This is a genomic window from Pseudomonas sp. NPDC087336 (assembly GCF_044744285.1).
Taxonomy (GTDB): domain Bacteria; phylum Pseudomonadota; class Gammaproteobacteria; order Pseudomonadales; family Pseudomonadaceae; genus Aquipseudomonas.
In genome coordinates this window covers 78,022-104,720 of the sequence record NZ_JBIUYA010000005.1, presented here as the reverse complement: position 1 = coordinate 104,720, position 26,699 = coordinate 78,022, and the positions used below count along the sequence as shown (strand labels likewise).

The window sequence follows — 26,699 nt, the reverse complement described above, 5'->3', positions numbered from 1 at the left end:
ATATTTTGATTAACCGTTCAGTTACTAAAATCTCTAACCTGTTATATATCCAGACATTTTTTACGGTTAACCTCGAAACCATCTTAACTACAGGAACCAGCGGTACTCCCGCGCACTGATGTCGTTCAGGAAAGCCAAGTGGTCCTGGCGCTTGTTCTCGCAGTACACATCGACGAATTCCGCACCCAGGCCTTCACGCAGTTTTTGATTGCCTTGCATGGCTTTCACGGCCTCGAGCATTTCCAGTGGAAAGTCGATGCCACTGTTGCGATCTTCGTTGAGCGGGGCGATTGGTTCATGCCCCTGTTCAAGGCCCTGCTCCATCCCCACCAGGATCGCGGCGAGCACCAGGTACGGGTTGGCATCGGCGCCAGCGAGGCGATGTTCGACCCGCAGGTTCCTGGCGTCCGACTCCGGCACCCGCAGGCACGCGTCTCGATCCTCGAAACCCCAACTGGCGCGCGAGGCGACGTTCACCGTAGCGCTCAGGCGACGCATCGCGTTGTGGTTCGGCGCGAAGATCGGCATGCAGTGCGGCAACACATCCAGGCAACCGGCCACCGCATGTCGCAACGCTCGTTGCCCGTTCGCCGCCAGCAGGTTGTTGCCCGCCTCGTCGTAAAAGCTGACGTGCACATGCATGCCACTGCCGGGGTGCTGCAAGTAAGGTTTGGCCATGAAACTGGCGCGGTAGTCGTGCTTGAGTGCCACGCCTCGCGTGCTGCGGCAGAACAGGGCTGCCCAGTCGGCGGCGCGCAGGCCGTCGTCCAGATGACCGAAATTGATCTCGAACTGACCAGGGCCCAGTTCGGCGGTGATCACCGTGGCATCGATGCCTTGGGCACGCGCGGTCTCGACCATTTCGTCGAGTACCGGGGCAAATCGCGAGAGTCGTTCGATGTGCATGTTCGGCTGGTCGTCCGCATCCCCGGTCAGCGGGTCGCGGGCAAACTGCGGTAATCCATCGCGCAATCGGCTATCGAACAGATAGAACTCCAGCTCGAACGCCACCACCGGGAAAATGCCTTTGCGGCCAAGTCGCGCCAACACCTGCGCGAGGACTTCACGGGGCTCGAAGACGATCGGTTTTTCCGTGCCATCGGAGGTGATCAGCATTTGCCCCAGCGCCTGCTTCTCCCAGCTCACCAACTTGAGCGTGCCCGGTACCAGCCGACGTAGCGCGTCCGGATCGCCATCGTTGAAGCAGTAGTCGCCGATCTTGAACAGCCCGCCCTGGGTGCCGAGCAACACGCAGTTTTGCGGCAACTTGAGGGCGCTGCCAGCGGCCACTTTTTCGAGCATTTCGATCGGGTAGCGCTTGCCGTAGAAATGCCCCGGTATGTCCAGGGAAATCAGGTCGACATGGCGCACATCGGGGTAGCGCTGACGAAACCCACGCACTTCGGCCAACAGATCAGAGCACACAGCATCCATCATTTTGTTCCTTGTTGTTTTTATCAGGTGTAAACCCAAAGTACGCGGGTAAGTTGGTCCGAGAGGTTGCCGTAGCGGCAATGGGCATGACTGGCCAATTGAAAGCTGTCGCCGGCGCGCAGGGTCACCGGCTCGTCCTGATCCAGCCACAGGGTCAGTTCCCCTTCCAGCACATAGCCGCCCTGCTCCGAGCTGTCCTTCATGTGCCGGTCGCCGCTGCTGGCGCCGGGCTCCAGCTGGCTTTCGAGCATGGAAAAGGACGCGCGCATCTTTGGCGAGACCAGGATGTCGGTGATGCCATCGGCGTAATACAACGTGCGACGCTCATCCGGCCGGGTCACCCAGGGCAGCGCCATGGGTTTGGGCAGACTGTAGAAATAGGTGGTCGGCACACCGAGGGTCTCGCTGATGGCGGTCAAGTCCGCCACCGTGGGGCGGGACAAACCGCGCTCGACCTGGGAAAGAAAACCCACGGAGCGGCCGATCTTGTCGGCCAGATCCTTCAAGGTGTACTTCTTGTGCTTGCGCAGATCCTGGATCAGGATCGCCAGCGCCGAAATCTCTTCTTGCATGTCCATCTAAAAGCTTCCAGAAATGGCCGATTCAAATGCTGTCGCGCAGCCGGTACCAGGCTTTGCCGATGGCTTCCAGCGGCGCTGCCATGTATTTGCCGCCGGGAAAGCTGCCGTTGCTCAACCCCTGATACAACGCCAGCTCATCCGGCTGGCCGAGAATGGCATCGGACACCGCCCGTGCCCCGGCCAGGGTCGGTAGCACGCCGTGGCCGGAATAGCCCTGCAACCAGTACAGGTCGCGGCGCCGACCGATGTCGGGCGTACGTTTGAGCGTCAGGTCGATGTGACCGCCCCAGGCGTACTCCAACTCAATGCCCTTCAATTGTGGAAACACCCTTTCCAGGCACGGTCGGGTGGCGCCGGCGATGTCTTTGGGCATGCCACCCAGATAGGTGCAGCCGCCGCCGAATAGCAGCCGGTTGTCCGGCGTGCGGCGGAAGTAATCGAGCACGAACTGGTTGTCCGTGACGCAGACGTTGCTGGGTAGCAGCGCGGTCGCCTGCGCCTCGGACATCGGCGCCGTTGCCACCTGATAAGTGCCGACAGGCAACACGCAACTCGAAAGCTGCGGGTCGAGCCGGTCAAGGTAGGCATTGCAGGCCAGTACCAGGACCTCGGCGCGGATACGCCCGCGTTCAGTCGTCACCAAGTAGCCATTGTCCTCCTCGCGATAATTCAACGCTTTGCTTTGTTCATGAATCACACCACCGGCCTGCTCAATCGCGGCGGCCAGCCCCAGGGCCAGTTTCAGCGGGTTCAAATGCCCGCCTTCGGGGTCGTACAAACCGGCCTGATAACGCTCGCTGGCCACCCACTCGGGCAACTGGGCGCGCTCGATGAAGCGCAAACCGTCATGTCCCCATTTGTGGCTGGCCTCGTGCTGCCATTCGGTCAACAGGCCGACCCGCCGCGGCATCACCGAAGTCCAGAGGTGGCCGGGCCGGTAGTCGCAATCGAAACCGTGGCGCACGGGCAATTCGCGCAACTCTTTTGCCGCCCAGCGCATGCCGTCCCACAACCGCCGCGCGCGCTCATGACCCAGCGCGGCTTCCAGCGGCGGCATGTCACAGGACCAACCGAGAATGGCCTGGCCACCATTACGTCCCGACGCGGCCCAGGCCACCCGGCTGGCCTCCAGCAGGGTCACGCGCTTGCCGGCCAGGGCCAGTCGCAGCGCCGTGTGCAAACCACTGAAGCCGGCGCCGATGATCAGCACATCAGTGTCCTGTTCGCCCTCCAACGCCGCCCGATTGTCCAGGCGATCGGCGCACGTGTAGGCGTAGTAGCTGGCGACATGCTGGGTGGATTGCTGAAACATTACCGGCTCCATGAAATTTTATAGTTTTAATTTCATGAAAAAATACAGGTTTAATTTCATGCGCGCAAGAGGCGAGGCGAAGCCACCCTCGTAGGAGCCCGGCTTGCCGGCGAAGGCGTCCGAAAGACCACCGCAACGCTCAAGGACCCCTTCGCCGGCAAGCCTGCCTCCTACAAGGTCCAGCGTCGACAGGCATTCGTACAGCGCATCGATCGTCCAATAAAATTCCCACCAGTTAAAAAACTTTCACAAAACCTCTGGACGCACTGCCGTCATTCCCCTATAAAGCCACCAACAGGAATATTTTATTCCCAACAAGAAAATGCGCTCAAGGAATGAGCCTCGTTGTCCGCTGACATTTTTTCGCTATGCGATGAGCTGCCGCCATCATCCCGAGGACGTGTCATGCAACACGAAAAGAACCCTTTCATCATCAAGATCACCTGTCCCGCGGTGTCCGGCATTGTCGCTGCCGTCACCACCTACCTCGCGGACAACGGTTGCTACATCGGGGAGATGGCGCAATTCGACGACGATTTCAGCGGCCGCTTTTTCATGCGTGCGGTGTTCCGCTTCAACGATGGCCACGTGGGGGATATCCAGCAGATCAAGGACGGTTTCAGTGACGTCGCCCAGGCTTTCGACATGCACTGGGAATTGCACGACACCCGCGAACCGATGCGCGTGCTACTGATGGTGAGCAAGTTCGACCACTGCCTCACCGATCTGCTCTACCGCTACCACAAGGGCGAGATGGACATGACCATCACCGCCATCGTCTCCAACCACCTGGACCTTCGGCCCATGGCCGAGCGCGAGGGCATTCGCTTCATCTATTTGCCGGTCACCAAGGACACCAAGGCCCGCCAGGAAGCCGAGCTGATGAAGGTGGTCGACGACACCGGCACCGAACTGGTGGTGCTGGCGCGCTACATGCAGATCCTCTCCGACGACCTGTGCAAGCAACTCTCCGGTCGGGCGATCAACATTCACCATTCGTTCCTGCCCGGTTTCAAGGGCGCCAAGCCATATCACCAGGCGTACCAGCGCGGCGTGAAGCTGATCGGCGCCACCGCTCATTACGTCACCAGCGACCTCGATGAAGGTCCGATCATTGAGCAGGAGGTGCAGCGGGTCGATCACGTCTACCTGCCGGATGATCTCGTGGCCACCGGCCGTGACACCGAAACCGTAGCCCTGTCCAAGGCGGTCAAGTACCACCTGGAGCACCGGGTTTTCCTCAACCAGGACAGAACGGTGATCTTCCGGTGAACGCCCCCCGACTGATTGACGGCAAAGCCGCCGCCGCCCGGGTGTTGATCGAGGTCCGCAAGGACGTCGAGCGCCTGCGCGCACAAGACATCCAGCCGGCCCTGGCGGTGATCCTGGTCGGCAGCGACCCGGCCAGCCAGGTCTACGTGCGCAACAAGATCCTGCGCGCAGAAGAGGTCGGCATCCGCTCCCTGGAACATCGGCTGACTGCAGACACCAGCACCGAACAGCTGCTCGACCTGATCGCCGGGCTGAATGCCGATCACTCGATCCACGGCATTCTCCTGCAACTGCCGTTGCCCGCTCATGTCGATGAACTGCGGGCGCTGCAAGCCATCGATCCGGGCAAGGACGTCGACGGTTTCCACAGTGAAAACGTCGGCGGCCTCAGCCAGGGCCGCCCGGTGCTCGCGCCCTGCACACCCAGCGGTTGCCTGTACCTGCTGGAGCAAACCTGCGGCGATCTGCGCGGCAAGCACGCCGTGGTGATCGGCCGCTCGAACATCGTCGGCAAACCCATGGTGGCGCTGCTGCTCAAGGCCGACTGCTCGGTGACGGTGTTGCATTCGCGCAGCCCCGACCCCCAGGCCCTCTGCCGCCAGGCAGACATCGTGATTGCCGCCGTGGGACGTCCGCGCCTGATTGACGCCAGTTGGCTCAAGCCCGGTGCGGTGGTGATCGACGTCGGCATCAATCGCATCGACGACGCCGGTCGCAGCCGCCTGGTCGGCGATGTCGACTTCGACAGTGCCCTGCCCCAGGTCGCGGCGATCACCCCGGTACCTGGTGGTGTCGGGCCGATGACCATTGCCTTCCTGATGAAAAACACCGTGACCGCAGCCCTTATGCAACAGCACAGCCCATCGGAGGCCGTATGCCATTCAATCTCCTGAAGTACGGGCTGAGTTCCGAGTACCCGGTCGAAGTGGATCTGCCGCAACCGCGTGAACTCAAATCCAGCTATGACGTGGTGATCATCGGTGCCGGTGGCCATGGCCTGGCCACCGCTTATTACCTCGCCAAATATCACGGCATCACCAACATCGCGGTGCTGGAAAAGTCCTATCTGGGTGGCGGCAATACCGCGCGCAACACCGCGGTGATCCGCTCCAACTACCTGACCAGCGAAGGCGTGCGTTTTTATGCCGAATCGGTGCGGATGTTCCAGGGCCTGTCCAACGAATTCGACTTCAACATCATGTACTCCGAGCGCGGCCAACTGACCCTGGCCCACACCGATGCCACCGTGCGTTCGTTCCGCCAGCGGGCCGAGGTCAACAAGCACTTCGGCGGTCGCACGGAAATGATCGACCGCCAGCAGATCCGTGAACTGGTGCCCAGCCTCAACCTCGACCCCGGCCACCTGCCGGTTATCGCCGGCCTCTGGCACATCGACGGTGCCACCGCGCGCCACGACGCGGTGGCCTGGGGCTACGCCAAGCAGGCGGCCAAGCGTGGCGTGGAGATCCACCAGCTCACCGAAGTGCAGGACCTGATCATCGAGAACGGCGCAATCACCGCCGTAAAAACCAATCGCGGCACCATCAAGTGCGGCTGCGCGGTGCAAGCGATTGCCGGGCACAGTTCGCTGCTGATGGCCAAGGCCGGGATCCGCTCGCCGATCCAGACCTTCCCGCTGCAAGCCATGGTCACCCAGCCGTTCAAACCCTTCCTCGATCCACTGGTGAGCTCCTCGGCGTTGCATTGCTACGTGCAACAGACCAGCCGCGGTGAAGTGGTGTTTGGCGGCGGCTCCGATCCGTACCCGCTGTTCAACACCCGATCGACCCTGGACCTCAAGGAAAGCCTGCTGGCCCACGCCATCGAGATGTTCCCGTTCCTGGCCAACGCCAAGCTGATGCGCCAGTGGGCTGGGATCACCGACATGACCCCGGACTACAGCCCGATCATGGGCCTGTCGCCGGTGAAAAATTACTACCTGGACGCCGGCTGGGGCACCTGGGGCTTCAAGGCGACGCCTATCTGCGGCAAGACCATGGCCGAACTGGTGGCCAGCGGCGGCAAGGTACCGGAGCTGATCAAGCCCTTCGGCCTGGAACGCTTCTCGACCTTCCGGCAAGTCAACGAAATGGGCGCTACGGCGGCCAGTCACTGAGGCAGAGCGGACCATGAAAATCATCATTTGCCCGCTCAACGGGCCACGCAACATCAGCGAATTCACCTACGGCGGCGAGTTCAAGCCGATGCCCGACGCGCTGCGCTGCAGCGATGCCGAGTGGGCCGACTACGTATTCAATACCGACAACCTCGCCGGCGTGGTGCGCGAATGGTGGATGCACACGCCATCGAGCTACTGGTTTCTCGCCGAACGTCACACCGTGACCGACGAGATCCTGCGCACCTTCGACCCCAAAGAACTTTTCACTGCCCGCGTCAACTTCAACGCCGCACAGGAGATCGCCGGATGAATCGCCTACCCGCCCCGATGGGCCTGCTGATCGACCGTGACCAGCCGCTCGATTTCAGTTTCGATGGCCAACCCTACCAGGGCCTGCAAGGCGACAGCATCGCCAGCGCCCTGCTCGCCAACGGACGTTTCCTGATTTCCCGCTCGTTCAAATACCACCGCCCGCGTGGCCCGTTGACCATGGCCGGGCAAGATGCCAACAGCCTGGTGCAATTGCCCCAAGAGCCCAACGTACTGGCCGATGCACACGCGCTGGCGGCCGGTTTGCAGGTGACGGCGCAGAACGTCAACGGCTCGCTGGACAACGACCGCGACGCTTATCTGGGCAAATTTTCCAAGTTCATGCCAGTGGGCTTCTACTACCGTTCGTTCTACAAGCCCAAGGGCATGTGGAAAGTCTGGGAGCCGATCATTCGCAAGAAGGCCGGCCTGGGCGTACTCGACCTGACGTTCAAGCCCGAGTATTACGACAAGGCCTACCTGTTCACCGACCTGGCCGTGATCGGCGCCGGTCCCGCCGGGCTGCACGCGGCACTGACCGCGGCCAATGCCGGGGCCAAGGTGTTGCTCATCGAACAACAGCCGGTCCTCGGTGGTTCACTGACCTATGCCCGCTTCGATATACCGGGCAAACGCGCCGACGCCTTGCGCGGCGAACTGCTTGCGGCAGTGCAGCAGCACGCCAATATTCGCATCCTCACCGAGGCGACCTGTAACGCCTGGTTCACCGACAATTACCTCCCGGTGATCCAGGGAAAACGCATGTACAAGGTACGCGCGCGACAGTGCCTGGTGTGCAGCGGTGCGTTCGACCAGCCGGTGGTGTTTCGCAACAACGACTTGCCCGGCGTGATGCTGACCAGCGCCGCACAGCGCCTGATGAAGCTGTACGCGGTCAAGCCGGGCAAGCGCGCGGTGGTGCTGACGGGCAACGATGACGGTTACCTCGCCGCCCTGGACTTGTTTGATCAGGGCGTGGAAGTCGCCGCGGTGGTGGACCTGCGCCATGGCCCGGGCGATGAGGCCCTGCTGGGCGCGCTGGCGCAGCGCAAGATCCCCTGCCTGCGCAACAGCACCGTGTATGAAGCCCTGCACGAAAAAGGCCTGCGTCATGTCAACGGTGTCGACGTGCGCAAGATCACTGCCCAGGGCCAGGTCGCCGAGAGCGGGCAACGCCTGGACTGCGACTTGCTGTGCATGTCCGCCGGCTACATGCCGGTCTATCAACTGCTGTGCCAGGCCGGTGGCAAGCTGGCCTACGATGATCAGCGCGCCGAATTCACCCTCAGCGGGCTGCCGCAGAACCTCACGGTCGCAGGCTCCGTCAATGGCCGTCACCGCCTCGACAACGTGATCGCCGATGGCGTCAATGCCGGTGCCGATGCCGCCTCTGCGCTAGGGCTGGAGGTCGGTGTGCACCGGGCGCCGCTGGGCAGCGAGGTGCGGGTCAATTTCAACTGGCCGATCTTCCCCCACCCCAAGGGCAAGGATTTCGTCGATTTCGACGAGGACCTGCAAGTGGCGGACATCGTTAACGCCACGCGCATCGGCTATCGCGACGTGCAGCTGGTCAAGCGTTATTCCACGGTGGGCATGGGCCCTTCGCAAGGGCGTCACTCGGCGCTGCCGACCGCGCGCCTGGTGGCCTGGGCGACTCAACGCAATATCAGCGAAACCGGCGTGACCACCGCGCGCCCGCCCTTTGTCGCGGAAAAACTGGCCCACGTCGCAGGTAGAGCGTTCGATCCGTATCGACAAACACCCATGCATGCCCGGCACCTGCAAGCCGGTGCGAAGATGATGCCGGCGGGCATCTGGCAGCGTCCGGCCTACTACGGCGATGCCAGGGACCGCGAGGCGTGCATGCAAGCCGAAGCCCTGCATGTGCGCAACAGGGTCGGGATCATCGACGTCTCGACCTTGGGCGGCCTGGATGTGCGCGGCCCGGACGCCGCCGAACTGCTCAACCGGATGTACACCTTCGCCTTCCTCAAGCAGCCGATCGGTCGCTCCCGTTATGCGCTGATGACCAATGAGCACGGGGTGGTGATCGACGACGGCGTCTGCGCGCGTTTCGCCGACAACCACTTCTACGTCACCGCCACCACCAGCGGCGTGGATCGCATCTACCAGCAGATGCTCAAGTGGAACGCGCAATGGCGCCTGGACGTGGACGTCGCCAACGTCACGGCGGCGATCTGCGCGGTCAATGTCGCCGGGCCCGATTCGCGCAAAGTGCTGGAGAAGGTCTGCGGCGACCTCGACCTGAGCGCTGCAGCGTTCCCCTACCTCGGCGTGCGCCAAGGCACCGTGGCCGGGATCAAGGCCCGATTGCTGCGAGTCGGTTTTGTCGGCGAACTGGGTTATGAAATCCATGTGCCGGCGCGCCATGGCCTCAAGCTGTGGGACGCGCTGATGGAGGCCGGCAAGGCCCATGACATCCGCCCGTTCGGCGTGGAGACCCAGCGTTTGCTGCGCCTGGAAAAAGGCCATGTGATCATCAGCCAGGACACCGACGGCATGACCCATCCTGCGGAAATCGACATGGGCTGGGCCGTCAGTCGCAACAAACCGTTCTTCGTCGGACGGCGCTCGGTGGACATCCTCGAAGCCCAGCCGCAAACACGCAAACTGGTGGGTTTCACCTTGCCCAAGGACAGCGCGCAACCGCTGGAAGGTCATCTGGTGCTCAATGGTCCGGACATCAGCGGCAACGTCACGTCCTGCGAGTACTCGGCGAGCCTGGGCAAGATCATTGGCCTGGCCTACGCGGGCATCGACCAGAGCACACCCGGGCAACGGATTGCGATCCGCGTCGAAGGTGGCCGCGTGGTGCACGCCGATGTGGTGCCCTTACCCTTTTTCGACCCCTCCAACCTGCGCCAGGAGCTTTGAGCCATGACCAGCCTGAGACAACAACACAGCGCCGGGCAACCGGCCCTCGCCCTCCTGCCCACCTGTGCGCTGACCGACCTGACCGATCTGCCCCGGGTCGGGTTTCGCGGCGCCGACAGCGCGCGCTATTTGCAGAGTCGGGACTTCGTGCTGCCGGACGCGCCCAACCGCGCCGTCGCCCAGGTGGACGGCAGCTATACCGTGCGCCTGTCCCAGACCGAATACCTGCTGCTGGGCAGTGCGCAGGACCAGGGCCAACGCATTGCCGATGAAGAGGACTGCTGGGCGTTGGACCAGCAAGCCAATTACCTGCTGCCGCGCCAGGACAGCCATGCCTGGTTCCAGCTCAGTGGCCAGCACTTTCCCGAGGTCATGGCCAAACTCTGCGGCGTCGATTTGAACCCCCAGGTGTTCGGCCCCGGCGCCGTGGCGCAAACCTCGGCGGCGCGCATCAACGTGATCGTGATCAACGCGACAACCGTGCAGCAGCCGAGGTTGTTCATCCTCTGCGACCGGGCATCGAAGGCTTACTTTCACGAGGCGCTGATGGATGCCTTGTAGGAGCCAGGCTTGCGGGCGAAGAACGATAACGCGCAGCAGCAGACACACCGCAGCGCCTGGCTCCTACAAAACGAAGAACGGTAACGCGGTGCAGCAGGTACACCGCAGCACCTACCTGAAAAAATGACTGGGTGTCTTGCCGAACTGCTTCTTGAACATACTGGTAAACGCACTGGGGCTGTCGTATCCCAGCTCCCCGGCAATGTCGATGATCTTCTCGCCGACGGCGATGCGCTCCAGGGCCAGTAGCAAACGCGCCTGCTGACGCCATTGGCCGAAGGTCATCCCGGTTTCCTTGCGGAACAGGCGCTGGATGGTTTTCTCGTCGAGGTCCAGGCGTGCGCTCCAGTGCGCCAGGGTCGAGCCATCGCCGGGATCGCGTTGCAACGCTGAACACACCGCCTTGATCCGTGGATCCGAGGGCTGGGGGAGGTGCAATGGCAAGGTGGGCAAAATCCTCAGTTCATCGAGGATCAGGCGCATGACCCGGCCTTCGCGCGAATCCGCGTCGTAAGGTGCGGTGATATCCACCGAGACCTTGATCAGCTCACTGAGCAACGCCGAAATACTCACCGCCCTGGGTTCGCTCGGCATGTCCGCAAACGCCTCGGGACGCACGAACAGGCTACGCATTTTCAACGGACCGACGCAGCGAATCGAGTGAATGTGCCGGCTCGGCATCCATATCCCGCGGCTGGGCGGTACCGTCCATTGGCTCAATCCCGAGTGCACCACCATCACGCCTTCGATGGCGTAAATCAGTTGGTGGGCTTGATGGGAATGCGCTTCGATCACCCAGTTCTCCGGATAGTCGGTAGCGCTGCTGCTCACGGCACAGGCTCGTCCGTCGATCTCCCTGAGGAATTCATCCAGCGACTTGATCATGATGCCCTTTTTGCGATAGTCGATTCCCGAATTGCGCGAGACAGGCAATCGGACGGCACTTAGGATAGCGCTGAACCCTGAAATGGCTAGCGCTTTTACCCAGTGCCCGCCGTGCTTTTTTATCTGGAAGGATCCCATGTCCATCAGTACCACCGCCTCCCCCACTGCCACCGCCTCGGTGGCCAGCCAGGCCAGCCCGTTGGTGATGCGCGTCATCGGCGCCTGTGCCCTGGCGCACCTGATCAACGACCTGATCCAGGCCGTGTTGCCGTCGATCTACCCGATGCTCAAGGCCACCTATGGCCTGACCTTCACCCAGGTCGGCCTGATCACCCTGACCTTTCAACTGACCGCTTCGCTGCTGCAACCCTGGGTCGGCTACTACACCGACCGCCACCCCAAGCCGTGGCTGTTACCGGCCGGCATGGTCTGCACCCTGATCGGCATCCTGATGCTGGCCATGGTCGGCAGCTTCGGCGCGATCCTGGTGGCCTCGGCCCTGGTGGGCATAGGCTCCTCGACCTTCCACCCGGAGACCTCCCGCGTTGCGCGCCTGGCCTCGGGCGGACGCTACGGCCTGGCCCAGTCGACCTTCCAGGTCGGGGGCAACGCCGGCAGCGCCTTCGGCCCGCTGCTGGCAGCAGCCATCGTCATCCCCTACGGCCAGGGTAACGTCGCCTGGTTCGGCCTGTTCGCGGTGTTCGCCATCCTCGTGCAATACGGCCTGAGCCGCTGGTACCGCAACCACCTGAACCTGTTCAAGCTCAAGCAAGGCACCAAGGCCACCCATGGCCTGTCCAGGCAACGGGTGACTTTCGCGTTGGTGGTCCTGGCCTTGCTGGTGTTCTCCAAGTATTTCTACATGGCCAGCTTCACCAGCTACTTCACCTTCTACCTGATCGAGAAGTTCGACCTGTCGGTGGCCAGTTCGCAGCTGTACCTGTTCCTGTTCCTCGGCGCGGTGGCGGCCGGCACTTTCTTCGGCGGACCGATCGGCGACAAGATCGGGCGCAAGCAGGTGATCTGGTTCTCGATCCTCGGATCTGCACCCTTCACCCTTACCCTGCCCTATGTCGACCTGTTCTGGACGGGCGTGTTGAGCATGATCATCGGTTTCATCCTCGCCTCGGCCTTCTCTGCCATCGTGGTCTTCGCCCAGGAACTGGTACCCGGCAACGTCGGCATGATTGCCGGGGTGTTCTTCGGCCTGATGTTCGGTTTTGGCGGTATTGGCGCGGCGCTGCTCGGGCACCTGGCGGACATCCACGGCATCGAATACGTGTACACGCTGTGCTCGTTCCTGCCGCTGCTGGGCATCCTGACGATCCTGTTGCCGTCTACCAAAGGCGTTTAGCGGCCAGGCATTGCGCCAGCGTCAAGGCATTGCCCAAGGCCGCGCCGCTGGCGGTGTTGTCGAAGATGCACCAGGCAGCCAACCCATCGGCGGCGGCTGCCTGCATCTCGCCTGCCAGGCGTTCCAGCCGCTGCGGGTCATAGGGGCTGTAGTAGATGCGCGGCGAGCCATGCAGCCGCCAGTATTTGAACCCCGGCCAACCCCGTGGCGATGAGTCGGTGCTGATGCACGAAGGATCCACCGCGGCCTGGGCGATGCGATGGTGCACCAGCAGAGCCTCGGCCCCCGTCCAGGATTCATGTCGGGGCTCAAGCACCACAAGCCCGGAAAAACACCGCCTGAGACTGACGAAAAAACCCTCGGCCACCCCTTCGACGAATTCCAGCGACGGCGGCAGCTGCACCAGCAGGCAGCCCAGACGATCGCCCAACCCGGAACACTGCTGCACAAATTCCTCGAGCGCCTGGTCACAGTCCTGCAGGCGCTGTACGTGGGTGATCAGCTTGGGCACCTTGACGCTGAAACGAAAACCGGCCGGCACGCTGGCGCCCCAGCGCTGGTAGGTTTGGACGCGATACGGGCGATAAAACGAGCTGTTGATCTCGACGCAGTTCAGTCGCGCCGCATAACGCTGCAGGTGGGTGCCCTCTGCCGTGAAGGCGGCTGAATAGTCCCTGCCCAGGCTCCAGCCGGCACAGCCTGTGAAAATTGACTGAATGTTCACGTCCATCTGCCTCTACCCCGCTTATGACTAAGGGCGTGGCGCGGATGCATCGGTTCCTTTTTTCATCCATGGCACCTGATCGATGGTCGGGCGTTGTGAGTGGCGATTTTTCGAACCGCCCGTGCCCAGGCAATGTCTCTGTTCAATAGACACTTCAAAGATTGCCTTCAGATCGTTGGAGCAACGGCGGAGATCTCAGATGACCAGCTCGCAAGCGCGTACTCCCGCGCAAAAATTCATGTTTGAACGCAATGGCTGGGTGCCGAACAACCCTCGCCTGCCGGTACTGGTCTATCCCAAGGCCATCGCTGTCCAGGGCGACGATCCAGCGGCCCTGTTCGAGCAAACCTTCAGTGCCAACGGCTGGCCGCCGCAATGGCGCTATGGCGTTTATGACTTTCACCACTACCACACCGAAGGCCATGAAGTACTTGGGATTGCCAGCGGGCATGCACGCCTGATGCTGGGCGGCCCCGATGGCCTAATGCTGGAAGTCAGTGCGGGGGATGCGCTGCTGTTGCCGGCCGGAACCGGTCATTGCAACCTGGATTCCAGCGACGACTTTCTGGTGGTCGGTGCCTATCCGCCGGGCCAGCATGCCGACATTTGCCGTGAAGCGCCGAGCGCCACGCAACAGCAGAGCATCGACACCCTTCCGTTCCCCGACCAGGACCCGGTGCAAGGTGCCCACGGCGCGGTGAGCGAGTGTTGGTCCAGAGGCTAGCCCTGGGGTATTTGTCGATAAATCTCGAACTCCCAGCCAAGTCCCCGATCCAACGTGAAGACACTGGAGGCAAGCACCATGAACAACGACGACCGCGTCACCCCCGCCGACACCCCGCCCACCGAGGAGGATGAGACGCTTGAGCACTCTCCCCCCGAAACCACCGAGGAGGAAGCCGAGGATCTAAGGCAAAAAGTTGCCGAGATAGAACGCAAAGTGGCGGACGGCAATTGAACCGGCGTCGCATCAATGCCGCCGGGTCACGGTCAACGCCACCACGGCGATGCGCTCCACCCGCTCATATCCGGGCTTGAGCAGTTCCTCGCCGAACACGTCAGGGTCCAGCTCTCGATAAGTCCAGCTGAACCTGTCGTCGCCAAGCTGTGCCTGGATGGCTTCAAGAAAGGGATCCGTCCCGGCCACCATCGCCACCCCGGTGTACAGCAACAAGCTGCCCGCCTTTTGCAGGCGCGGCAGCGATTCGCGGACGATGCGCAGTGACAAGGCTTCCCCCAACGCGCCACCGCCATGGCGATACGCGCGTTGCTGGCTGTCGTTCATGTATGGCGGGTTGGCGATGATCAGGTCGAACAGCCCTTCGACACTACCCAATACATCGCTGTGGTAAGCACTGATATTGCAGGCCTGGGCCAGCTCGGCATTCACCGCCGACAACCGCAGCGCCCGTGGGTTGATATCCACTGCAAGCACGTCGGCCTCCGGGCGGGCACGAGCAACGACCAGCGCACCGATGCCCGCCCCGCAACCAATGTCCACCACCCGCCGCACGGGCTCGGAGCACTTTTGCAAGTAAGCTTCGATCAACTGTGCAAAGCGGTAGCTGTCGGGCCCGAAAAATACCGAATCGGACTGCGTGGTCGGGAAAGCCGAATGTGCAATCAACAAGTGCCCAAGGCTCGACCAGCGCACCGTGCTGCGCCACAGCGAACCGTCCTTTTCGACGATGTGCGCCTGCTGTAGATCAGCCAGTTCTTCCTGGGAAAACAGCGTGTGTTCGAAGGGCATCGACCAACCGAACACGTCGCGCAGGTCCTTGGCCAAGGCTGGCGCACACCGCTGGCACACCCGTTCATGGGTCAAGGGCGTGGGCGTGATGAAACGGTAGCCTTTGGCAACCAGACGCAGGCCCAGCTCGAGCAACGTCCGATCAGCGATCTGTTGTACTGACATGCATGACTCCTGAAATCAGCGCAGATGGGCCACGCATTCGATAAAGCGCCGGGTGGCGAAAAGTCCGGCGGGCCGACAATGACGCTGTGCCGAGAGCCACGGGATCAGCATTTGCAATTGCTGTCGCGGTGACTGGTCGTGCAGGGATTCTTGCAATGTATTGAGCTCGGGATCGTCTGCGCCGATTTCATCGGCCCGGGCATCGTCGAATGGCGCGCGGCGTATCGCTGGCCGCCGCTGCGGTGCTTGCCAGTCACCGGCAATCCAGTCGTGCAGCAGTTGTTTCTCAAAGCCGCTGAACACACCGAACATGGCCGCCTGATCGCCCTCGATCAATTGCCAGAAGCGACTCTCCCCGGGTGGGCATTGCCGCTTGATCCAGCCCTTGCGTTGCAGCGCGCCGAGAAAATCTTCGATATGGCCAGGGGTCGCCAGCCACTGATTGACGGTCTTGCCTTCGACCTGGCAATAATCGGAATGCATGTGCTGGCCGAAGCGGCGCTTGCGTTCGAGCATGGCGACCACTTCCTGTTGCAGATCGAAGCTTGCAATCACCGCCGTCGAGCCCGGCCCGAGGTCATTGAGTCGATAGCCGACGGCGACACGCCGATAAAACTCTTCCCTCCCCTGCGCCATGGGCATCAGCTCGAGTAGCGCTTCAATCGCCTTGCGCCCGTGACCGCTGCTGACGTTATCGATGGTCACGTGCAGGGTGAAATAATACGGATCGATCCCCAGCTCACGCAGCTCATAGGCGCTGATCAGCAGGTGCAGCGGCAGTTGCTCGTAGCCGAGGTTGTAGCCAATCACCTCCGGCATGAACATCGCGCTGCACTGCCCCAGGGCCAGTTGAATCGCGCCTTGGCGAAAGTGTTCGTCGAGTAGTCCCTGCCTGTCGCCACAATCGTGAGCGGCCAGCAGCTTGCGGTAGATCACCACGTGATTGTGCCGCGGGCCACCGTTGCCCAACTCTTCCAGATAGGTGCTCAGCAATCCGTTGTAACGCATGTCCTGCCAGTGCTCGAGCACACCGGTCAGCCAAGCGCCGTCGACCTCCTTGGTCGGTGCCACTCGTTGCAGGAAAAACAGGGCATGGGCCTTGTTCGAGAAATACCGACGTGGCCCGCCCTGCTTGCGCGCCTTGAGGTAGATGGCATAGTCGCGCGCCACAGCGGCGCAATGTTTTTGCGTCCATGACGACAACTGTTCTGGCGCTTCGGGCAGGTCACAGGGGAGCTCGGCGGCCAGGGCCAGTTGCTCGCGCAAGAACTGTTCGCCCCGCTCTTTTGCTTGCGGATCATTGCTGTACAGCAAATCGTAGAACTCGCGGTACCTACCGCCGGCGTCGGCATCTGCAAGCGTCGAAGGCGAACCCGTCAAGGGCGTGAATAGGGTCATTGGCTGTTCTCCTGGGCGGTGCGGCGGGTTAACACCGGGCGCTTTTTTCTAGCGCCTGTCATCGGACAAAGGCGTTTGCTCATCTGCTTCGGGAAGCTTCCTGTCGCGCTCACTCCAATCCCGCGCGTCCTCGTCTTCTTCGAGGTCGGGCTGGGTCAGGGGATCGTATTTGCCCGGATCTTTCGGGTCTTGTTTATTGCCCTGGAAAGTCGACTCGCTGGACATGTCTCACCTCACAAACCGGACCCGGGTTTTCCGGGTCGTACAGCTTTGAAGGTGTCCAGGCGTCAGCGTGCCTTCGAGTAGACGAGCGGCATGCCCTTGTAGGAGCCCGGCTTGCCGGCGAAGGCGCCCGATCAATCCGATCCAGCGCCCGATTCACCGCCAGTTCGCCCAGCATGATGACCTGGGAAATCCCCAGCAGGGAATTGCGACTCGTCCCTGCCATATGATCCGCCAAATGCAAGGTCATGACATTGGCCGAAGCCAGAGACTCACAGGCGTGGGCCAGCAGAGTTTCCGCGCGCCCTCCCTTCCTCAAACCCGAAAATAATCCTACAGATCCGACGCGCAGCCATCTCCGACGCATCCTACGCGCTCATCAGAAGCATCCTATCCCAACCTTTATCAGATTCCTGAAAGCTGTCGGGTGCTTGAACGAGGGGGGAAAACCAAACCTCCCCGTATGCATCCAGCCCAGGGAGGACTGATTTTTGTCCAGCACACCGCGCATCTTCTTCAACCACACTCGCCACAAATTCGCCATCCGCTGGTTCGACGCCGTGTTCGACGTCCTGGCCTTCGAAGGCCAGGAACACCTGAGCCAACCCTTCACCTACCGTATCGAATTCACCTGCACCGAGCAGGACCTCAGCGCCGAGCAGATGCTCAACAAGGACGCCAGTTTCAGCCTCTACCCCCTGCCGCCCAAGCCACCTTACCCAGGCCTGCCAGCGCCCGAGTACAAGCCGTTGCGCAGCCTGTACGGCATGGTCAACCGCTTCCAGCGCCTGTCCAGCTCCCGCGACGAAGCCCGCTACGAAATCACCCTGCAACCGCGCCTGGCGCTGCTCGCACGTGGCCGCCAGTACCGCCTGTACCAGCATCAGTCGGTGCCGGAGATCGTCGAGCACATCCTGCGCAGCCGCCATGACTTTCTCGGCCAGCATTTCCTGTTCCAGCTGGTGCGCGAATACCCCCGTCGCGAGCAGGTCATGCAATACGGCGAAAGCGACCTGGCGTTCATCGAACGGCTGCTGGCCGAGGTCGGCATCTGGTACTGCTTCAGCCACGATGACCGCCTGCAGATCGACGTCGTCGAGTTCCACGACGACCAGCGCCACTACCAGTTCGGCGTGAAGCTGCCGTTGCGTGCACCGGCCGGCTTCGCCAGCGGCGAGGACGGTGTGTGGGATCTGCAGACACGTCATCAGGTGGTGGAAAAATCCATCAACTTCCGTGCCTATCACCACCGCGACGCCCGGGCCCGGCTCGATGGCGAGGTCGACCAGACCCGCGGCACCACGACCACCACCTACGGCGAGGCCTACCACTACGCCGAACCCTACCGCGTGCTCGGCGATCGCCTCGATCAGGACGAAGACCTGCAAAGCGAAAGCGGTTTTTTCTACGCCCGCCTGCGCCACGAACGCTACCTCAACAGCCAGACCCACCTGCGCGGCGCCAGCAGCAGCGCCACCCTGGCGCCGGGCCAGGTGCTGAAAATCGCCGACGCGCCCCAGGCCTTTGCCCCCGGCGCGGTGATCACCGCCCTGCACACCCGCGCCGCCCGCGACCGCAGCATCGAAGTAAATTTCGAGGCCATCCCCTACGCGGAAATGGTCTGCTTCCGCCCGCCGGTCCCGCCCAAACCGATCATCGCCGGCACCCTGCCGGCCCGCGTCACCAGCGGCAAAGCCAACGATCCCTACGCCGAAATCGACCTCGAAGGCCGCTACAAGGTCAACTTCCTGTTCGATCGCGACCCGTGGCAGCTCGGCCAGGAAAGCATGTGGCTCCGCCAGGCGCGCCTCTACGCCGGCGACACCCACGGCCTGCACCTGCCGCTGATCTGCGGCACCGAAGTGGCCATCGCCTTCGAACAGGGCGACCCCGACCGCCCCTACATCGCCCACGCCCTGCACGACAGCGAACACCCGGACCACGTGACCCTGCGCAACTACAAACGCAACGTGCTGCGCACCCCGGCCAACAACAAGCTGCGCATGGAGGACAACCGTGGGGAAGAGCACGTCAAGCTCAGCACTGAGCACGGTGGCAAGAGTCAGCTGAACCTGGGGCATCTGGTGGATGCCAAGAAACAGAAGCGTGGCGAAGGATTTGAGTTGCGCACGGATGGGCACGGCGCCATCCGTGGCGGCAAAGGTGTGTTCATCAGTGCCGACCTGCAGCCCAAGGCCCAAGGGCAGGTGCTGGACATGCAGGCCGCGCTGGGACGCTTGCAACAGGCTGGCGAGCAACTGCAAGGCCTGTCCAGCGCCGCCCAGGCGGCCCACGCTGATCCCGCCGATGTGCAGGCCCAATTGTCACTCCTGCATGAGCAACTCGACGAACTCGAGGCTCAGGTGATCCTGCTCAGCGCGCCCCAAGGCATCGCCTTGAGCAGTGGCGAGCACCTGCAACTGGCAGCACAGGAGAACCTGATGCTCAACGCCAGCGGCGAAGCCGACATCAGCGTGGTCAAGCGCCTGTTCATGGGTGTGGGCCAGGGATTTAGCCTGTTTGTGCGCAAACTGGGGATCAAGCTGTTTGCCAACCAGGGACCGATCTCCGTGCAGGCGCAGAACGACTCCCTGGAACTGCTCGCTCGCCACGGGCTGTCGATTACCAGCACCGAAGACGAAATCCATATCACCGCGAAAAAGAAAATCGCCCTCAATGGCGGGGGCAGCTATCTCAGCCTCGATGCAGGCGGCATCGAATCGGGGACGGCGGGCGACCACAAGGTCAAGGCTGCGCACTTCGCCTTTAGCGGCCCGGCCAACATGACCGCCGCCCATCCAGATTATCCGCAAAGCCTGTCCAAACAAGTTCTGCGACTCAATGTGCCGCAAGCCCCAAACGCTTCCAGCGAAGGCTGGGCAGGCATGCCCTACACCCTGTACGCCGACGGCGCGGTACTCAAGCGAGGTGTGTTGGACAAGACCGGGCAACTGTTGATTGACCACCAGGTGGTTACTCAAACCTATCGGCTGGTGATGGCCAACGGAGTTGCCTATCAGATTCCGGTTCCCACCGACTACCGCAATCCCGAACAGGCGCACTTGGCCAATCGAGGCTTGCAAAACCACCCCTCGCGAACCAATGCCGAGGTGAGTGAGCCCACCTCGCACACCGATCATCGGGCCCTGTACGCCGCGGTGATGGAAGGAATCAAAGATCAGCAAGGGAAAACACCATGAGGCCAACCGACATCGTTACCCCGGTCGCTCTTCAGCACACCCAAGAGGCCACCTGCTGTTCGCCCTGGTATGTGTGCAATACCGAGTATCACCCCGCGATGGCTACCTATAAGCCGTTGGTCAACGGCGAAGAGACATTCAAGGCTGTTCATCTTGCCATCGCCCAAGCCACGAAAACGGTCGACATCATCTGCTGGGGTTTTCAGCCGTCGATGTTTTTCATTCGTGATGGCAAGGCACCATGCATCGGTGAACTGCTCAAGGCCAAGGCTCTGGAAAGCGTCAAGGTGCGGATATTGGGCTGGGAGATATTGTTTAACAGCGCGGGTTGGGCGGGTGAAGCCAATCTACCCGGGAAAGGCCCGTACCGAATCTACAACCGAGCGATGCAACCTTCCACGGATAACCAATATGCCTATGATCGGCAGTGGTTTGCCGATTGCGCAGTCGCCGACCTCGATGCTGCCCAACGAAGTACGAGTGGCCTGCCGCTGTTTGTCAGTCGCGGCTTCAGTTGGAAAGAGCGAGCTGAAATTTCCCACTGGGTGAAATATGAAAGTCTCGACCCACAGATCAGCGCCAATATGCGCCAAGCGTTGCGGTTTACAGCGTCACACCACCAAAAGACGGTGCTGGTCGATTATGAGCTGCCAGACCGTGCCATCGGTTTCGTCATGGGCCACAACATGCTCGACGAGTACTGGGACACTGACAGGCATACCGCGCTAAATCGATCCAGGAACAGCAAGCCCAGACCCGACCATGGCCCGCGTGGTGATACGCCACGTCAGGATATTTCCAGTCAGGTCAGCGGGCCGATTCTCGAACACCTGCACCACAACTTCGCCAGCGCCTGGCGCAAGGAAACCGGCGAGGACCTGCTCGCTTTACGGCAGGCCAAGCAGGTGGGACCACATCTTCAATGCCTGCCCGGCGCCACCCGGCAGTTGGCTCAACTGCTGCGCACCCAACCCCAGGAAGGCAAGCGGGATATCGAAAAGCTTTACCTGCAAGCCGTCAACAACGCGACCCAATTTATCTACATCGAGAACCAGTATTTCCGCTGGCCACCCCTGGCTAACCTGATCAAGGACGTCGCCGCCAGCCAGGCCAGAGCCGGGCGTGATCCTGTGGAGCATGGCAGCCTGCATCTGTTCGTTATCACCAATGACACAGAACAAGGCCTCGGCCCGGGCGCGGTGAAGACCCAACGCATGCTCGAGAGCCTCGGGCGCGCCGACACCATTCCCGAAGTCACGAAGTTACAACGCATTGAAAAGTTCAAAGCCGACGCACCACCCCGACCACGGCCCGAGCCAAGCGATCGCGTCGGGCATCAGGAGCTTGCCCAGTGGCAGGAAAAACTCGATTGGCACATCCGGCAAATCAAGGACAGCACCCTTGTTCCGGAGAACATTCCCAACCTGAAAGTTCATGTGTGCTCGTTGGTCGCCAACGACCTGAAGGCCGGCGACAAATGGATGCCGGTGTACATCCACTCCAAGCTGATGATCGTCAACGACGTGTTCACCACCCACGGCTCGGCCAACATCAACACCCGCAGCATGCAGGTGGACAGCGAGCTGAACATTGCCCATGAGTGGGCGAGCGTGACCCAGACGCTGCGGCTGCGGTTGTGGGATATGCATACGAATGGGATGGGGGCGCAGGATGATCCGGTACTAGCATTCGAGGCTTGGCAGGACATCGTCAAGGAAAACAAAAAACGTCAAGAAGACAAATGCTCCCCCGTGCCCTATGCCCCGCTCATTGAGTTTTATTACGACAAAGCCACCCTGAAGAATCTCGACTGATGTGCCGAGTGCTCTTGCTGTTGTGCTTGCTGCTGGTTGCTTGTGACAGCCGCAGCACCTTTACCTATATGAAGAAGGACCCTCATGTGAACCCACTCACCGAAATCAAGGCCAATTTCGCCTTTACCTGCGTCCACGAAAAAATTCCTGCCCCCTCAGCCGAAGCAGATGTGCTGTTCCAGTACGCCCGCTGGTTGCAGAAGAACAATCAGCTAAAGCAAGACAAGAGCGTCGACGTCGAGATCGAACGGCTGTACCGCATCGCCGCCGAAAACGGCCATTACAAAGCCAACATCAACCTTCAGAACGGAGCGATGCGTCAGCATTTCAAGCTTCACGGCCATGAACACTTGCGCCTGAGCCAACAACTGATCGAAGCCAGTGTTGCCACGGGATATTACTTCGTGGGGATCTTCTTGCAGCAGGGTTCGGCTGGGTTGAAGCAGGATTCGGAAATGGCGTTACGTTATTACCGCAAGGCCGCCGATCAGGGAAGTGCCCAAGCCCAGGCATATGTAGGCGACAAGCTGGCGCCGAGCGATATCGCGCCAGACGTAGCCCGTCAGATGCGCCGTTGCGCCGCTGAACAAGGCAATGGGGACGCAGCCGTCATGCTGTCGATTTACCTAAGGGATGAGGGGAAATACACCGAAGCAATCGAGATTCTGCAGACGGGCGTAGCCGGAGGCAATGAGAGCGCCGCAGGCCGCTTGAAGAACGCATTTCGAGGTCATCCTTCCACTAATACGATGTACTACCTCGGGCAACAAGAAGACCCTGAACGCGCCGAACGCTATGAAAAAATATGGCGAATACTCGCGAGAGCTTCCTATGCCAACCCCACAGTCCCCGAAATCAACGAAATCGTCCCTTTACCCCCGGCGAAGCTTCCAGCCTGGGATGGCAAGCTCCAATGGCTCGAAGCACGCCGGGCCAATGTCCCACCGGAAAAGCCCAGCCAAGCGCTGATCAACCAACTGGCCAAGGCCAAACTCCTGGACCCGGCCACCGGCAAGGGACTTCCGGGTTCAGCTGCATTCAGCCAGGCTCATTTATCCGCGCCGTACTGCTATAGCGGTCAAGTCTGTCCGGTAAGTGGGTACTGGCAGGTTGGCTGGCTACCTCGCCACCATTCAGTTAAGGACGGCAACGGCATTCGGTATTTCGAGCAGGGCGTGATCTTGCCCAAGCAACTGGTCGAACGTTACCAGCCACGTATCTGGCCCTTCTCCGACAAGATCACACGATCTGAGCAAGCGGTTGAATGGTGCCTGCTCGGATGAGAAATCCAGCTCAAACAGGACAGTAACGCTCTGCGTCCCGCTGTCGACACCTGCGCAATGGTGACGCGAAGCCTCACAGGATGCATTCCCACGAAGAGCGTGGGAACGATCAGTAAAAGAAGGATGCGCCCTGTGCTTCGCTCGTCGATTTTTATTACGACAAAGCCACCCGAAGGATCTCGACTGATGCGTCTCGTGCTCTTGCTTTTGTGCCTGCTGCTGGCTGCTTGTGATAGCCGCAATGCCTTTACCTATATGAAAAAGAACCCTCACGTGAATCCACTTACCGAAATCAAGGCCAATTTCGCCTTTACCTGCGTCCACGAAAAAATTCCTCCCCCCTCAGCCGAAACAGATGTGCTGTTCCAGTAAGCCCGCTGGTTGCAGAAGAACAATCAGCTAAAGCAAGACAAGAGCGTCGACGTCGAGATCGAACGGCTGTACCGCATCGCCGCCGAAAACGGCCATTACAAAGCCAACATCAACCTTCAGAACGGAGCGATGCGTCAGCATTTCAAGCTTCACGGCCATGAACACTTGCGCCTGAGCCAACAACTGATCGAAGCCAGTGTTGCGACGGGATATTACTTCGTGGGGATCTTCTTGCAGCAGGGTTCTGCGGGGTTGAAGCAGGACCCGGAAATGGCCTTGCGTTACTACCGCAGGTCTGCTGATCAGGGAAGTGCACAAGGACAATACTATGTGGGAGATAAGCTCGACCCGATTGATGTTGCACCGGAGATCGCGGTCCAGATGTACCAATGTGCAGCCGAGCAGGGTCATGACGAAGCGGCCGTCGCATTAGGTATTTACCTTAAACACAAAGAGCAGTATCGGGAAGCGCTTGAAGTACTCCAGATGGGGGTCGCCGCAGGTAACAGCGAAGCCGCCGGCCGCTTGGACGATGCATTCCGAGGCCCTCCAGTTACTAACAAGCTGGATTACCTCGGGCAACAAGAAGACCCTGAACGCGCCGAACGCTATGAAAAAATATGGCGAATACTCGCGAGAGCTTCCTACGCCAACCCCACAGTCCCCGAAATCAACGAAATCGTCCCTTTACCCCCGGCAAAGCTCCCAGCCTGGGACAGCAAGCTCCAATGGCTCGAAGCACGCCGGGCCAACGTCCCGCCGGAAAAGCCCAGCCAAGCGCTGATCAACCAACTGGCCAAGGCCAAACTCCTGGACCCGACCACCGGCAAGGGACTTCCGGGTTCAGCTGCATTCAGCCAGGCTCATTTATCCGCGCCGTACTGCTATAGCGGTCAAGTCTGTCCGAGCTCAGAGCGAGCGGGCGGCGATCCGACTTGCCGGCGAAGAACGATTATGCGGTGCGGCAGATGCAACGCAGCGTCTGGTTCGCTAGTAGGAGCCAAGCTTGCCGGCGAAGGCGTCCTCGAGGGCCTCTTCGCCGGCAAGCCTGGCTCCTACAGTGCAGTGTTTCCAAGCATGCAGGGCCTCAGGTGTGATGAATCTCCCGGTCCTTGGTTTCCGGCAGGAAGAACGTGCCCAGGATCGCCGTCATCACCGCGATGACGATGGGGTACCACAGCCCATAGTAGATATCGCCGGTGGCCGCGACCATGGCGAAGGCCACTGTCGGCAGGAAGCCGCCGAACCAGCCGTTGCCGATGTGGTAAGGCAGTGACATCGAGGTGTAGCGAATGCGCGCCGGGAAGAGTTCCACCAGCCAGGCGGCGATCGGGCCGTAGACCATGGTCACGTAGATCACCAGGATGGTCAGCAGCAGGAGCACCATCGGGTAGTTGGTCTTGGCCGGGTCGGCCTTCTCGGGGTAGCCGGCGTCCTTGAGGGCGGTGCCGAGGGTTGCGACGAAGGCGTCGTTGCGAGTCTTGAAGTCGGCGGCCGGCATGCCGGTGCCTTCGAAGCTCTGGATCACTTTGTCGCCGATGCGCACCTGCGCGACGGTGCCAGGTTCAGCCTTCTCGTTCTTGTAGGGGATGGCCCTTTTCGCCAGCACGGTCTTGGCCAGGTCGCAGGAGCTGGTGAATTTGGCCTTGCCCACCGGGTCGAACTGGAACGAACACTGGTCGGGATCGGCGACCACCGTGACCGGGCTCTTCTCCTGCGCGGCGAACACGTCGGGGTTACCGTACTGGGTCAACGCATTGAAGATCGGAAAGTAGGTCAGCGCCGCGAGGATGCAGCCGGCCATGATGATGCCCTTGCGACCGATGCGGTCGGACAGGCTGCCGAATATGACGAAGAACGGCGTGCCGATCAGCAGCGAACCGGCAATCAGCAGGTTGGCCGTCTGCGCGTCGATCTTGAGCGTTTGCAGCAGGAAGAACAACGCGTAGAACTGCCCGGTGTACCAGACGACGGCCTGGCCGGCGGTACCGCCTAGCAACGCCATGATCACTATCTTGAGGTTCTCCCAGCGGGCGAAGGATTCAGTCAGCGGCGCCTTGGAGGACTTGCCTTCGGCCTTCATCTTCAAGAACACCGGCGACTCGCTGAGCTGCAGGCGGATGTAGACCGAGATGATCAACAGCAGGATCGACAGCAGGAAGGGAATCCGCCAGCCCCAGGCCTCAAATGCTTCGTTGCCGAGGACTGTGCGGCAGGCCAGGATCACCAGCAGTGACAGGAACAGGCCGAGGGTGGCGGTGGTCTGGATCCACGAGGTGAAGTAGCCGCGCTTGCCCTTGGGTGCATGTTCGGCCACGTAGGTCGCCGCCCCGCCGTACTCGCCACCCAGGGCCAGGCCTTGCAAAAGGCGCAGGGTGATCAGGATGATCGGCGCCGCCACGCCAATGGTTGCGTAACCGGGCAAAAAGCCCACGACGGCCGTAGAGACACCCATTATCACGATGGTGATCAGGAAGGTGTGCTTGCGCCCGATCATGTCACCCAGTCGGCCGAACACGATGGCGCCGAAGGGCCGCACGGCAAAACCTGCGGCGAACGCGAGCAAGGCAAAGATGAAGGAGGTTGTCTCGTTGACGCCGGCGAAGAAGTGCTTGGCGATAATCGCGGCAAGGGAGCCGTAGAGGTAGAAGTCGTACCATTCGAACACGGTACCCAGGGACGAGGCGAAAATGACCTTGCGCTCCTCCCTGGTGATCCCGCGGTTGGGCGCGCTGCCCGTGGTGGTGTTGTCGATTGCGGCCATGAGTGTTCTCCGTCTTTCTCTTGTTTTAGGCCGGAGTACCCCACTTTCTTGTTGCCGCACCCAGGCCCTGGGGCTGAAGTCGTCGGATTACGGATTGCGCAAAGCATGCACACAGGCTGACGGCCTCGCATCGCTGCAAGGTTTCATTGAGCATAATCGGCTTCTTGCAGATATCCACTCGCCATCACGGGCGAACGGGATCGAGGAACGAGCCTGCAATGGAGATATGGTGCCGTGGGAAAGTGTTTTGTTGCGCAGGGATTTACAGAACGAAAAAAACAGCAC

General features: G+C 61.1%; 23 protein-coding genes and 1 pseudogene. 14 read left to right on the top strand and 10 right to left on the bottom strand.

Annotated elements, in window-relative coordinates; translation table 11 throughout:
* Nucleotides 1–87: 87 nt before the first annotated feature.
* The 3 genes from ACIO0C_RS06830 to ACIO0C_RS06820 are packed head-to-tail and all read right to left on the bottom strand — an operon-like array spanning nucleotide 88 to nucleotide 3,327.
* Nucleotides 88–1,434 carry a glutamine synthetase family protein gene (locus tag ACIO0C_RS06830; protein WP_401309460.1) on the bottom strand — a complete coding sequence of 449 codons (1,347 nt, stop codon included), beginning with the start codon at nucleotides 1,432–1,434 and terminating at the stop codon, nucleotides 88–90.
* Nucleotides 1,435–1,457: 23 nt separating this feature from the next.
* Nucleotides 1,458–2,012, bottom strand: a complete 555-nt coding sequence (locus tag ACIO0C_RS06825; RefSeq protein ID WP_008062942.1) for a helix-turn-helix domain-containing protein — start codon at nucleotides 2,010–2,012, stop codon at nucleotides 1,458–1,460.
* A 25-nt stretch (nucleotides 2,013–2,037) separates the two neighbouring features.
* Nucleotides 2,038–3,327 carry an NAD(P)/FAD-dependent oxidoreductase gene (locus ACIO0C_RS06820; protein ID WP_401309457.1) on the bottom strand — a complete coding sequence of 430 codons (1,290 nt, stop codon included), beginning with the start codon at nucleotides 3,325–3,327 and terminating at the stop codon, nucleotides 2,038–2,040.
* 405 nt (nucleotides 3,328–3,732) lie between these two features.
* Between ACIO0C_RS06820 and purU the strand changes: the two genes are divergently transcribed.
* From purU to ACIO0C_RS06790, 6 genes are read left to right on the top strand one after another with little or no spacing between them, the layout of a single operon-like run.
* Complete coding sequence (gene purU, locus ACIO0C_RS06815; RefSeq protein ID WP_401309455.1) at nucleotides 3,733–4,599, top strand: formyltetrahydrofolate deformylase; 867 nt, start codon at nucleotides 3,733–3,735, stop codon at nucleotides 4,597–4,599.
* The gene (gene folD, locus ACIO0C_RS06810) at nucleotides 4,596–5,492 is read left to right on the top strand and encodes a bifunctional methylenetetrahydrofolate dehydrogenase/methenyltetrahydrofolate cyclohydrolase FolD (protein WP_401309452.1); all 897 of its coding nucleotides are present in this window, start codon (nucleotides 4,596–4,598) and stop codon (nucleotides 5,490–5,492) included. Before purU ends, folD begins: the two co-directional genes overlap by 4 nt.
* Nucleotides 5,474–6,715, top strand: coding sequence for an FAD-dependent oxidoreductase (locus ACIO0C_RS06805; protein ID WP_401309450.1), 1,242 nt, complete (start codon nucleotides 5,474–5,476; stop codon nucleotides 6,713–6,715). The genes folD and ACIO0C_RS06805 overlap by 19 nt, the downstream gene beginning before the upstream one ends.
* Nucleotides 6,716–6,728: 13 nt before the next feature.
* Nucleotides 6,729–7,028 (top strand): sarcosine oxidase subunit delta, encoded by a 300-nt coding sequence (locus ACIO0C_RS06800; protein WP_401309447.1) that lies wholly within the window; start codon nucleotides 6,729–6,731, stop codon nucleotides 7,026–7,028.
* Complete coding sequence (locus ACIO0C_RS06795) at nucleotides 7,025–9,922, top strand: 2Fe-2S iron-sulfur cluster-binding protein (protein ID WP_401309444.1); 2,898 nt, start codon at nucleotides 7,025–7,027, stop codon at nucleotides 9,920–9,922. Before ACIO0C_RS06800 ends, ACIO0C_RS06795 begins: the two co-directional genes overlap by 4 nt.
* A gap of 3 nt (nucleotides 9,923–9,925) precedes the next feature.
* On the top strand, nucleotides 9,926–10,483 hold the full coding sequence (locus tag ACIO0C_RS06790; RefSeq protein WP_401309443.1) for a sarcosine oxidase: 558 nt from the start codon (nucleotides 9,926–9,928) through the stop codon (nucleotides 10,481–10,483).
* A 111-nt stretch (nucleotides 10,484–10,594) separates the two neighbouring features.
* Here ACIO0C_RS06790 and ACIO0C_RS06785 read toward each other — a convergent pair whose 3' ends face one another.
* Nucleotides 10,595–11,416: an AraC family transcriptional regulator gene (locus tag ACIO0C_RS06785; protein WP_401309440.1), complete on the bottom strand. Its 822-nt coding sequence runs from the start codon at nucleotides 11,414–11,416 to the stop codon at nucleotides 10,595–10,597.
* 88 nt (nucleotides 11,417–11,504) lie between these two features.
* On the opposite strand from ACIO0C_RS06785, the gene ACIO0C_RS06780 reads away from it, so the two are divergent.
* Complete coding sequence (locus tag ACIO0C_RS06780) at nucleotides 11,505–12,722, top strand: MFS transporter (protein WP_401309437.1); 1,218 nt, start codon at nucleotides 11,505–11,507, stop codon at nucleotides 12,720–12,722.
* On the opposite strand, the gene ACIO0C_RS06775 is transcribed toward ACIO0C_RS06780, so the two are convergent.
* Nucleotides 12,706–13,452 (bottom strand): DUF72 domain-containing protein, encoded by a 747-nt coding sequence (locus tag ACIO0C_RS06775; RefSeq protein ID WP_401309435.1) that lies wholly within the window; start codon nucleotides 13,450–13,452, stop codon nucleotides 12,706–12,708. The two genes, ACIO0C_RS06780 and ACIO0C_RS06775, sit on opposite strands and share 17 nt — an antisense overlap.
* Before the next feature lie 193 nt (nucleotides 13,453–13,645).
* Between ACIO0C_RS06775 and ACIO0C_RS06770 the strand changes: the two genes are divergently transcribed.
* Nucleotides 13,646–14,170 (top strand): cupin, encoded by a 525-nt coding sequence (locus ACIO0C_RS06770; RefSeq protein WP_401309432.1) that lies wholly within the window; start codon nucleotides 13,646–13,648, stop codon nucleotides 14,168–14,170.
* A gap of 78 nt (nucleotides 14,171–14,248) precedes the next feature.
* On the top strand, nucleotides 14,249–14,404 hold the full coding sequence (locus ACIO0C_RS06765; RefSeq protein ID WP_401309429.1) for a hypothetical protein: 156 nt from the start codon (nucleotides 14,249–14,251) through the stop codon (nucleotides 14,402–14,404).
* A 12-nt stretch (nucleotides 14,405–14,416) separates the two neighbouring features.
* Here ACIO0C_RS06765 and ACIO0C_RS06760 read toward each other — a convergent pair whose 3' ends face one another.
* From ACIO0C_RS06760 to ACIO0C_RS06745, 4 genes and pseudogenes are all read right to left on the bottom strand, one after another.
* Nucleotides 14,417–15,361, bottom strand: a complete 945-nt coding sequence (locus ACIO0C_RS06760) for a methyltransferase (protein ID WP_401309427.1) — start codon at nucleotides 15,359–15,361, stop codon at nucleotides 14,417–14,419.
* A gap of 15 nt (nucleotides 15,362–15,376) precedes the next feature.
* Nucleotides 15,377–16,759: an iron-containing redox enzyme family protein gene (locus ACIO0C_RS06755; protein ID WP_401309425.1), complete on the bottom strand. Its 1,383-nt coding sequence runs from the start codon at nucleotides 16,757–16,759 to the stop codon at nucleotides 15,377–15,379.
* Nucleotides 16,760–16,807: 48 nt separating this feature from the next.
* Nucleotides 16,808–16,984, bottom strand: coding sequence for a hypothetical protein (locus ACIO0C_RS06750; protein WP_401309782.1), 177 nt, complete (start codon nucleotides 16,982–16,984; stop codon nucleotides 16,808–16,810).
* A gap of 130 nt (nucleotides 16,985–17,114) precedes the next feature.
* Nucleotides 17,115–17,279: pseudogene (locus tag ACIO0C_RS06745) on the bottom strand (DUF6124 family protein); the annotation flags it as partial.
* 193 nt (nucleotides 17,280–17,472) lie between these two features.
* Here ACIO0C_RS06745 and ACIO0C_RS06740 point away from each other — a divergent pair.
* The 5 genes from ACIO0C_RS06740 (at nucleotide 17,473) to ACIO0C_RS06720 (ending at nucleotide 24,814) form a co-directional block, all read left to right on the top strand.
* The gene (locus ACIO0C_RS06740; protein ID WP_401309422.1) at nucleotides 17,473–20,181 is read left to right on the top strand and encodes a type VI secretion system Vgr family protein; all 2,709 of its coding nucleotides are present in this window, start codon (nucleotides 17,473–17,475) and stop codon (nucleotides 20,179–20,181) included.
* Nucleotides 20,178–21,995, top strand: a complete 1,818-nt coding sequence (locus ACIO0C_RS06735; protein ID WP_401309420.1) for a phospholipase — start codon at nucleotides 20,178–20,180, stop codon at nucleotides 21,993–21,995. The genes ACIO0C_RS06740 and ACIO0C_RS06735 overlap by 4 nt, the downstream gene beginning before the upstream one ends.
* A complete protein-coding gene (locus tag ACIO0C_RS06730) occupies nucleotides 21,995–23,278 on the top strand; it encodes a DUF6396 domain-containing protein (RefSeq protein WP_401309418.1) in 1,284 nt (427 codons plus the stop codon). The genes ACIO0C_RS06735 and ACIO0C_RS06730 overlap by 1 nt, the downstream gene beginning before the upstream one ends.
* Nucleotides 23,279–23,464: 186 nt before the next feature.
* Nucleotides 23,465–23,650 (top strand): hypothetical protein, encoded by a 186-nt coding sequence (locus tag ACIO0C_RS06725; RefSeq protein WP_401309415.1) that lies wholly within the window; start codon nucleotides 23,465–23,467, stop codon nucleotides 23,648–23,650.
* A 9-nt stretch (nucleotides 23,651–23,659) separates the two neighbouring features.
* A complete protein-coding gene (locus ACIO0C_RS06720; RefSeq protein WP_401309412.1) occupies nucleotides 23,660–24,814 on the top strand; it encodes a sel1 repeat family protein in 1,155 nt (384 codons plus the stop codon).
* Here ACIO0C_RS06720 and ACIO0C_RS06715 read toward each other — a convergent pair.
* Nucleotides 24,738–26,414 (bottom strand): MFS transporter, encoded by a 1,677-nt coding sequence (locus ACIO0C_RS06715; RefSeq protein ID WP_401309410.1) that lies wholly within the window; start codon nucleotides 26,412–26,414, stop codon nucleotides 24,738–24,740. The two genes, ACIO0C_RS06720 and ACIO0C_RS06715, sit on opposite strands and share 77 nt — an antisense overlap.
* Nucleotides 26,415–26,699 lie beyond the last annotated feature (285 nt).

What these genes read in the sequence shown, in the direction of transcription:
- ACIO0C_RS06805 (WP_401309450.1), top strand. Translation starts at nt 5,474, where the DNA reads ATGCCATTCAATCTCCTGAAGTACGGGCTGAGTTCCGAGTACCCGGTC.
- ACIO0C_RS06770 (WP_401309432.1), top strand. Translation starts at nt 13,646, where the DNA reads ATGACCAGCTCGCAAGCGCGTACTCCCGCGCAAAAATTCATGTTTGAA.
- ACIO0C_RS06750 (WP_401309782.1), bottom strand. Translation starts at nt 16,984, where the DNA reads ATGTCCAGCGAGTCGACTTTCCAGGGCAATAAACAAGACCCGAAAGAT.
- ACIO0C_RS06820 (WP_401309457.1), bottom strand. Translation starts at nt 3,327, where the DNA reads ATGTTTCAGCAATCCACCCAGCATGTCGCCAGCTACTACGCCTACACG.
- ACIO0C_RS06755 (WP_401309425.1), bottom strand. Translation starts at nt 16,759, where the DNA reads ATGACCCTATTCACGCCCTTGACGGGTTCGCCTTCGACGCTTGCAGAT.
- ACIO0C_RS06780 (WP_401309437.1), top strand. Translation starts at nt 11,505, where the DNA reads ATGTCCATCAGTACCACCGCCTCCCCCACTGCCACCGCCTCGGTGGCC.
- ACIO0C_RS06725 (WP_401309415.1), top strand. Translation starts at nt 23,465, where the DNA reads ATGCGTCTCGTGCTCTTGCTTTTGTGCCTGCTGCTGGCTGCTTGTGAT.
- ACIO0C_RS06790 (WP_401309443.1), top strand. Translation starts at nt 9,926, where the DNA reads ATGACCAGCCTGAGACAACAACACAGCGCCGGGCAACCGGCCCTCGCC.
- ACIO0C_RS06760 (WP_401309427.1), bottom strand. Translation starts at nt 15,361, where the DNA reads ATGTCAGTACAACAGATCGCTGATCGGACGTTGCTCGAGCTGGGCCTG.
- ACIO0C_RS06765 (WP_401309429.1), top strand. Translation starts at nt 14,249, where the DNA reads ATGAACAACGACGACCGCGTCACCCCCGCCGACACCCCGCCCACCGAG.
- ACIO0C_RS06795 (WP_401309444.1), top strand. Translation starts at nt 7,025, where the DNA reads ATGAATCGCCTACCCGCCCCGATGGGCCTGCTGATCGACCGTGACCAG.
- ACIO0C_RS06825 (WP_008062942.1), bottom strand. Translation starts at nt 2,012, where the DNA reads ATGGACATGCAAGAAGAGATTTCGGCGCTGGCGATCCTGATCCAGGAT.
- ACIO0C_RS06775 (WP_401309435.1), bottom strand. Translation starts at nt 13,452, where the DNA reads ATGGACGTGAACATTCAGTCAATTTTCACAGGCTGTGCCGGCTGGAGC.
- ACIO0C_RS06735 (WP_401309420.1), top strand. Translation starts at nt 20,178, where the DNA reads ATGAGGCCAACCGACATCGTTACCCCGGTCGCTCTTCAGCACACCCAA.
- ACIO0C_RS06715 (WP_401309410.1), bottom strand. Translation starts at nt 26,414, where the DNA reads ATGGCCGCAATCGACAACACCACCACGGGCAGCGCGCCCAACCGCGGG.
- purU (WP_401309455.1), top strand. Translation starts at nt 3,733, where the DNA reads ATGCAACACGAAAAGAACCCTTTCATCATCAAGATCACCTGTCCCGCG.
- ACIO0C_RS06730 (WP_401309418.1), top strand. Translation starts at nt 21,995, where the DNA reads ATGTGCCGAGTGCTCTTGCTGTTGTGCTTGCTGCTGGTTGCTTGTGAC.
- ACIO0C_RS06830 (WP_401309460.1), bottom strand. Translation starts at nt 1,434, where the DNA reads ATGGATGCTGTGTGCTCTGATCTGTTGGCCGAAGTGCGTGGGTTTCGT.
- ACIO0C_RS06800 (WP_401309447.1), top strand. Translation starts at nt 6,729, where the DNA reads ATGAAAATCATCATTTGCCCGCTCAACGGGCCACGCAACATCAGCGAA.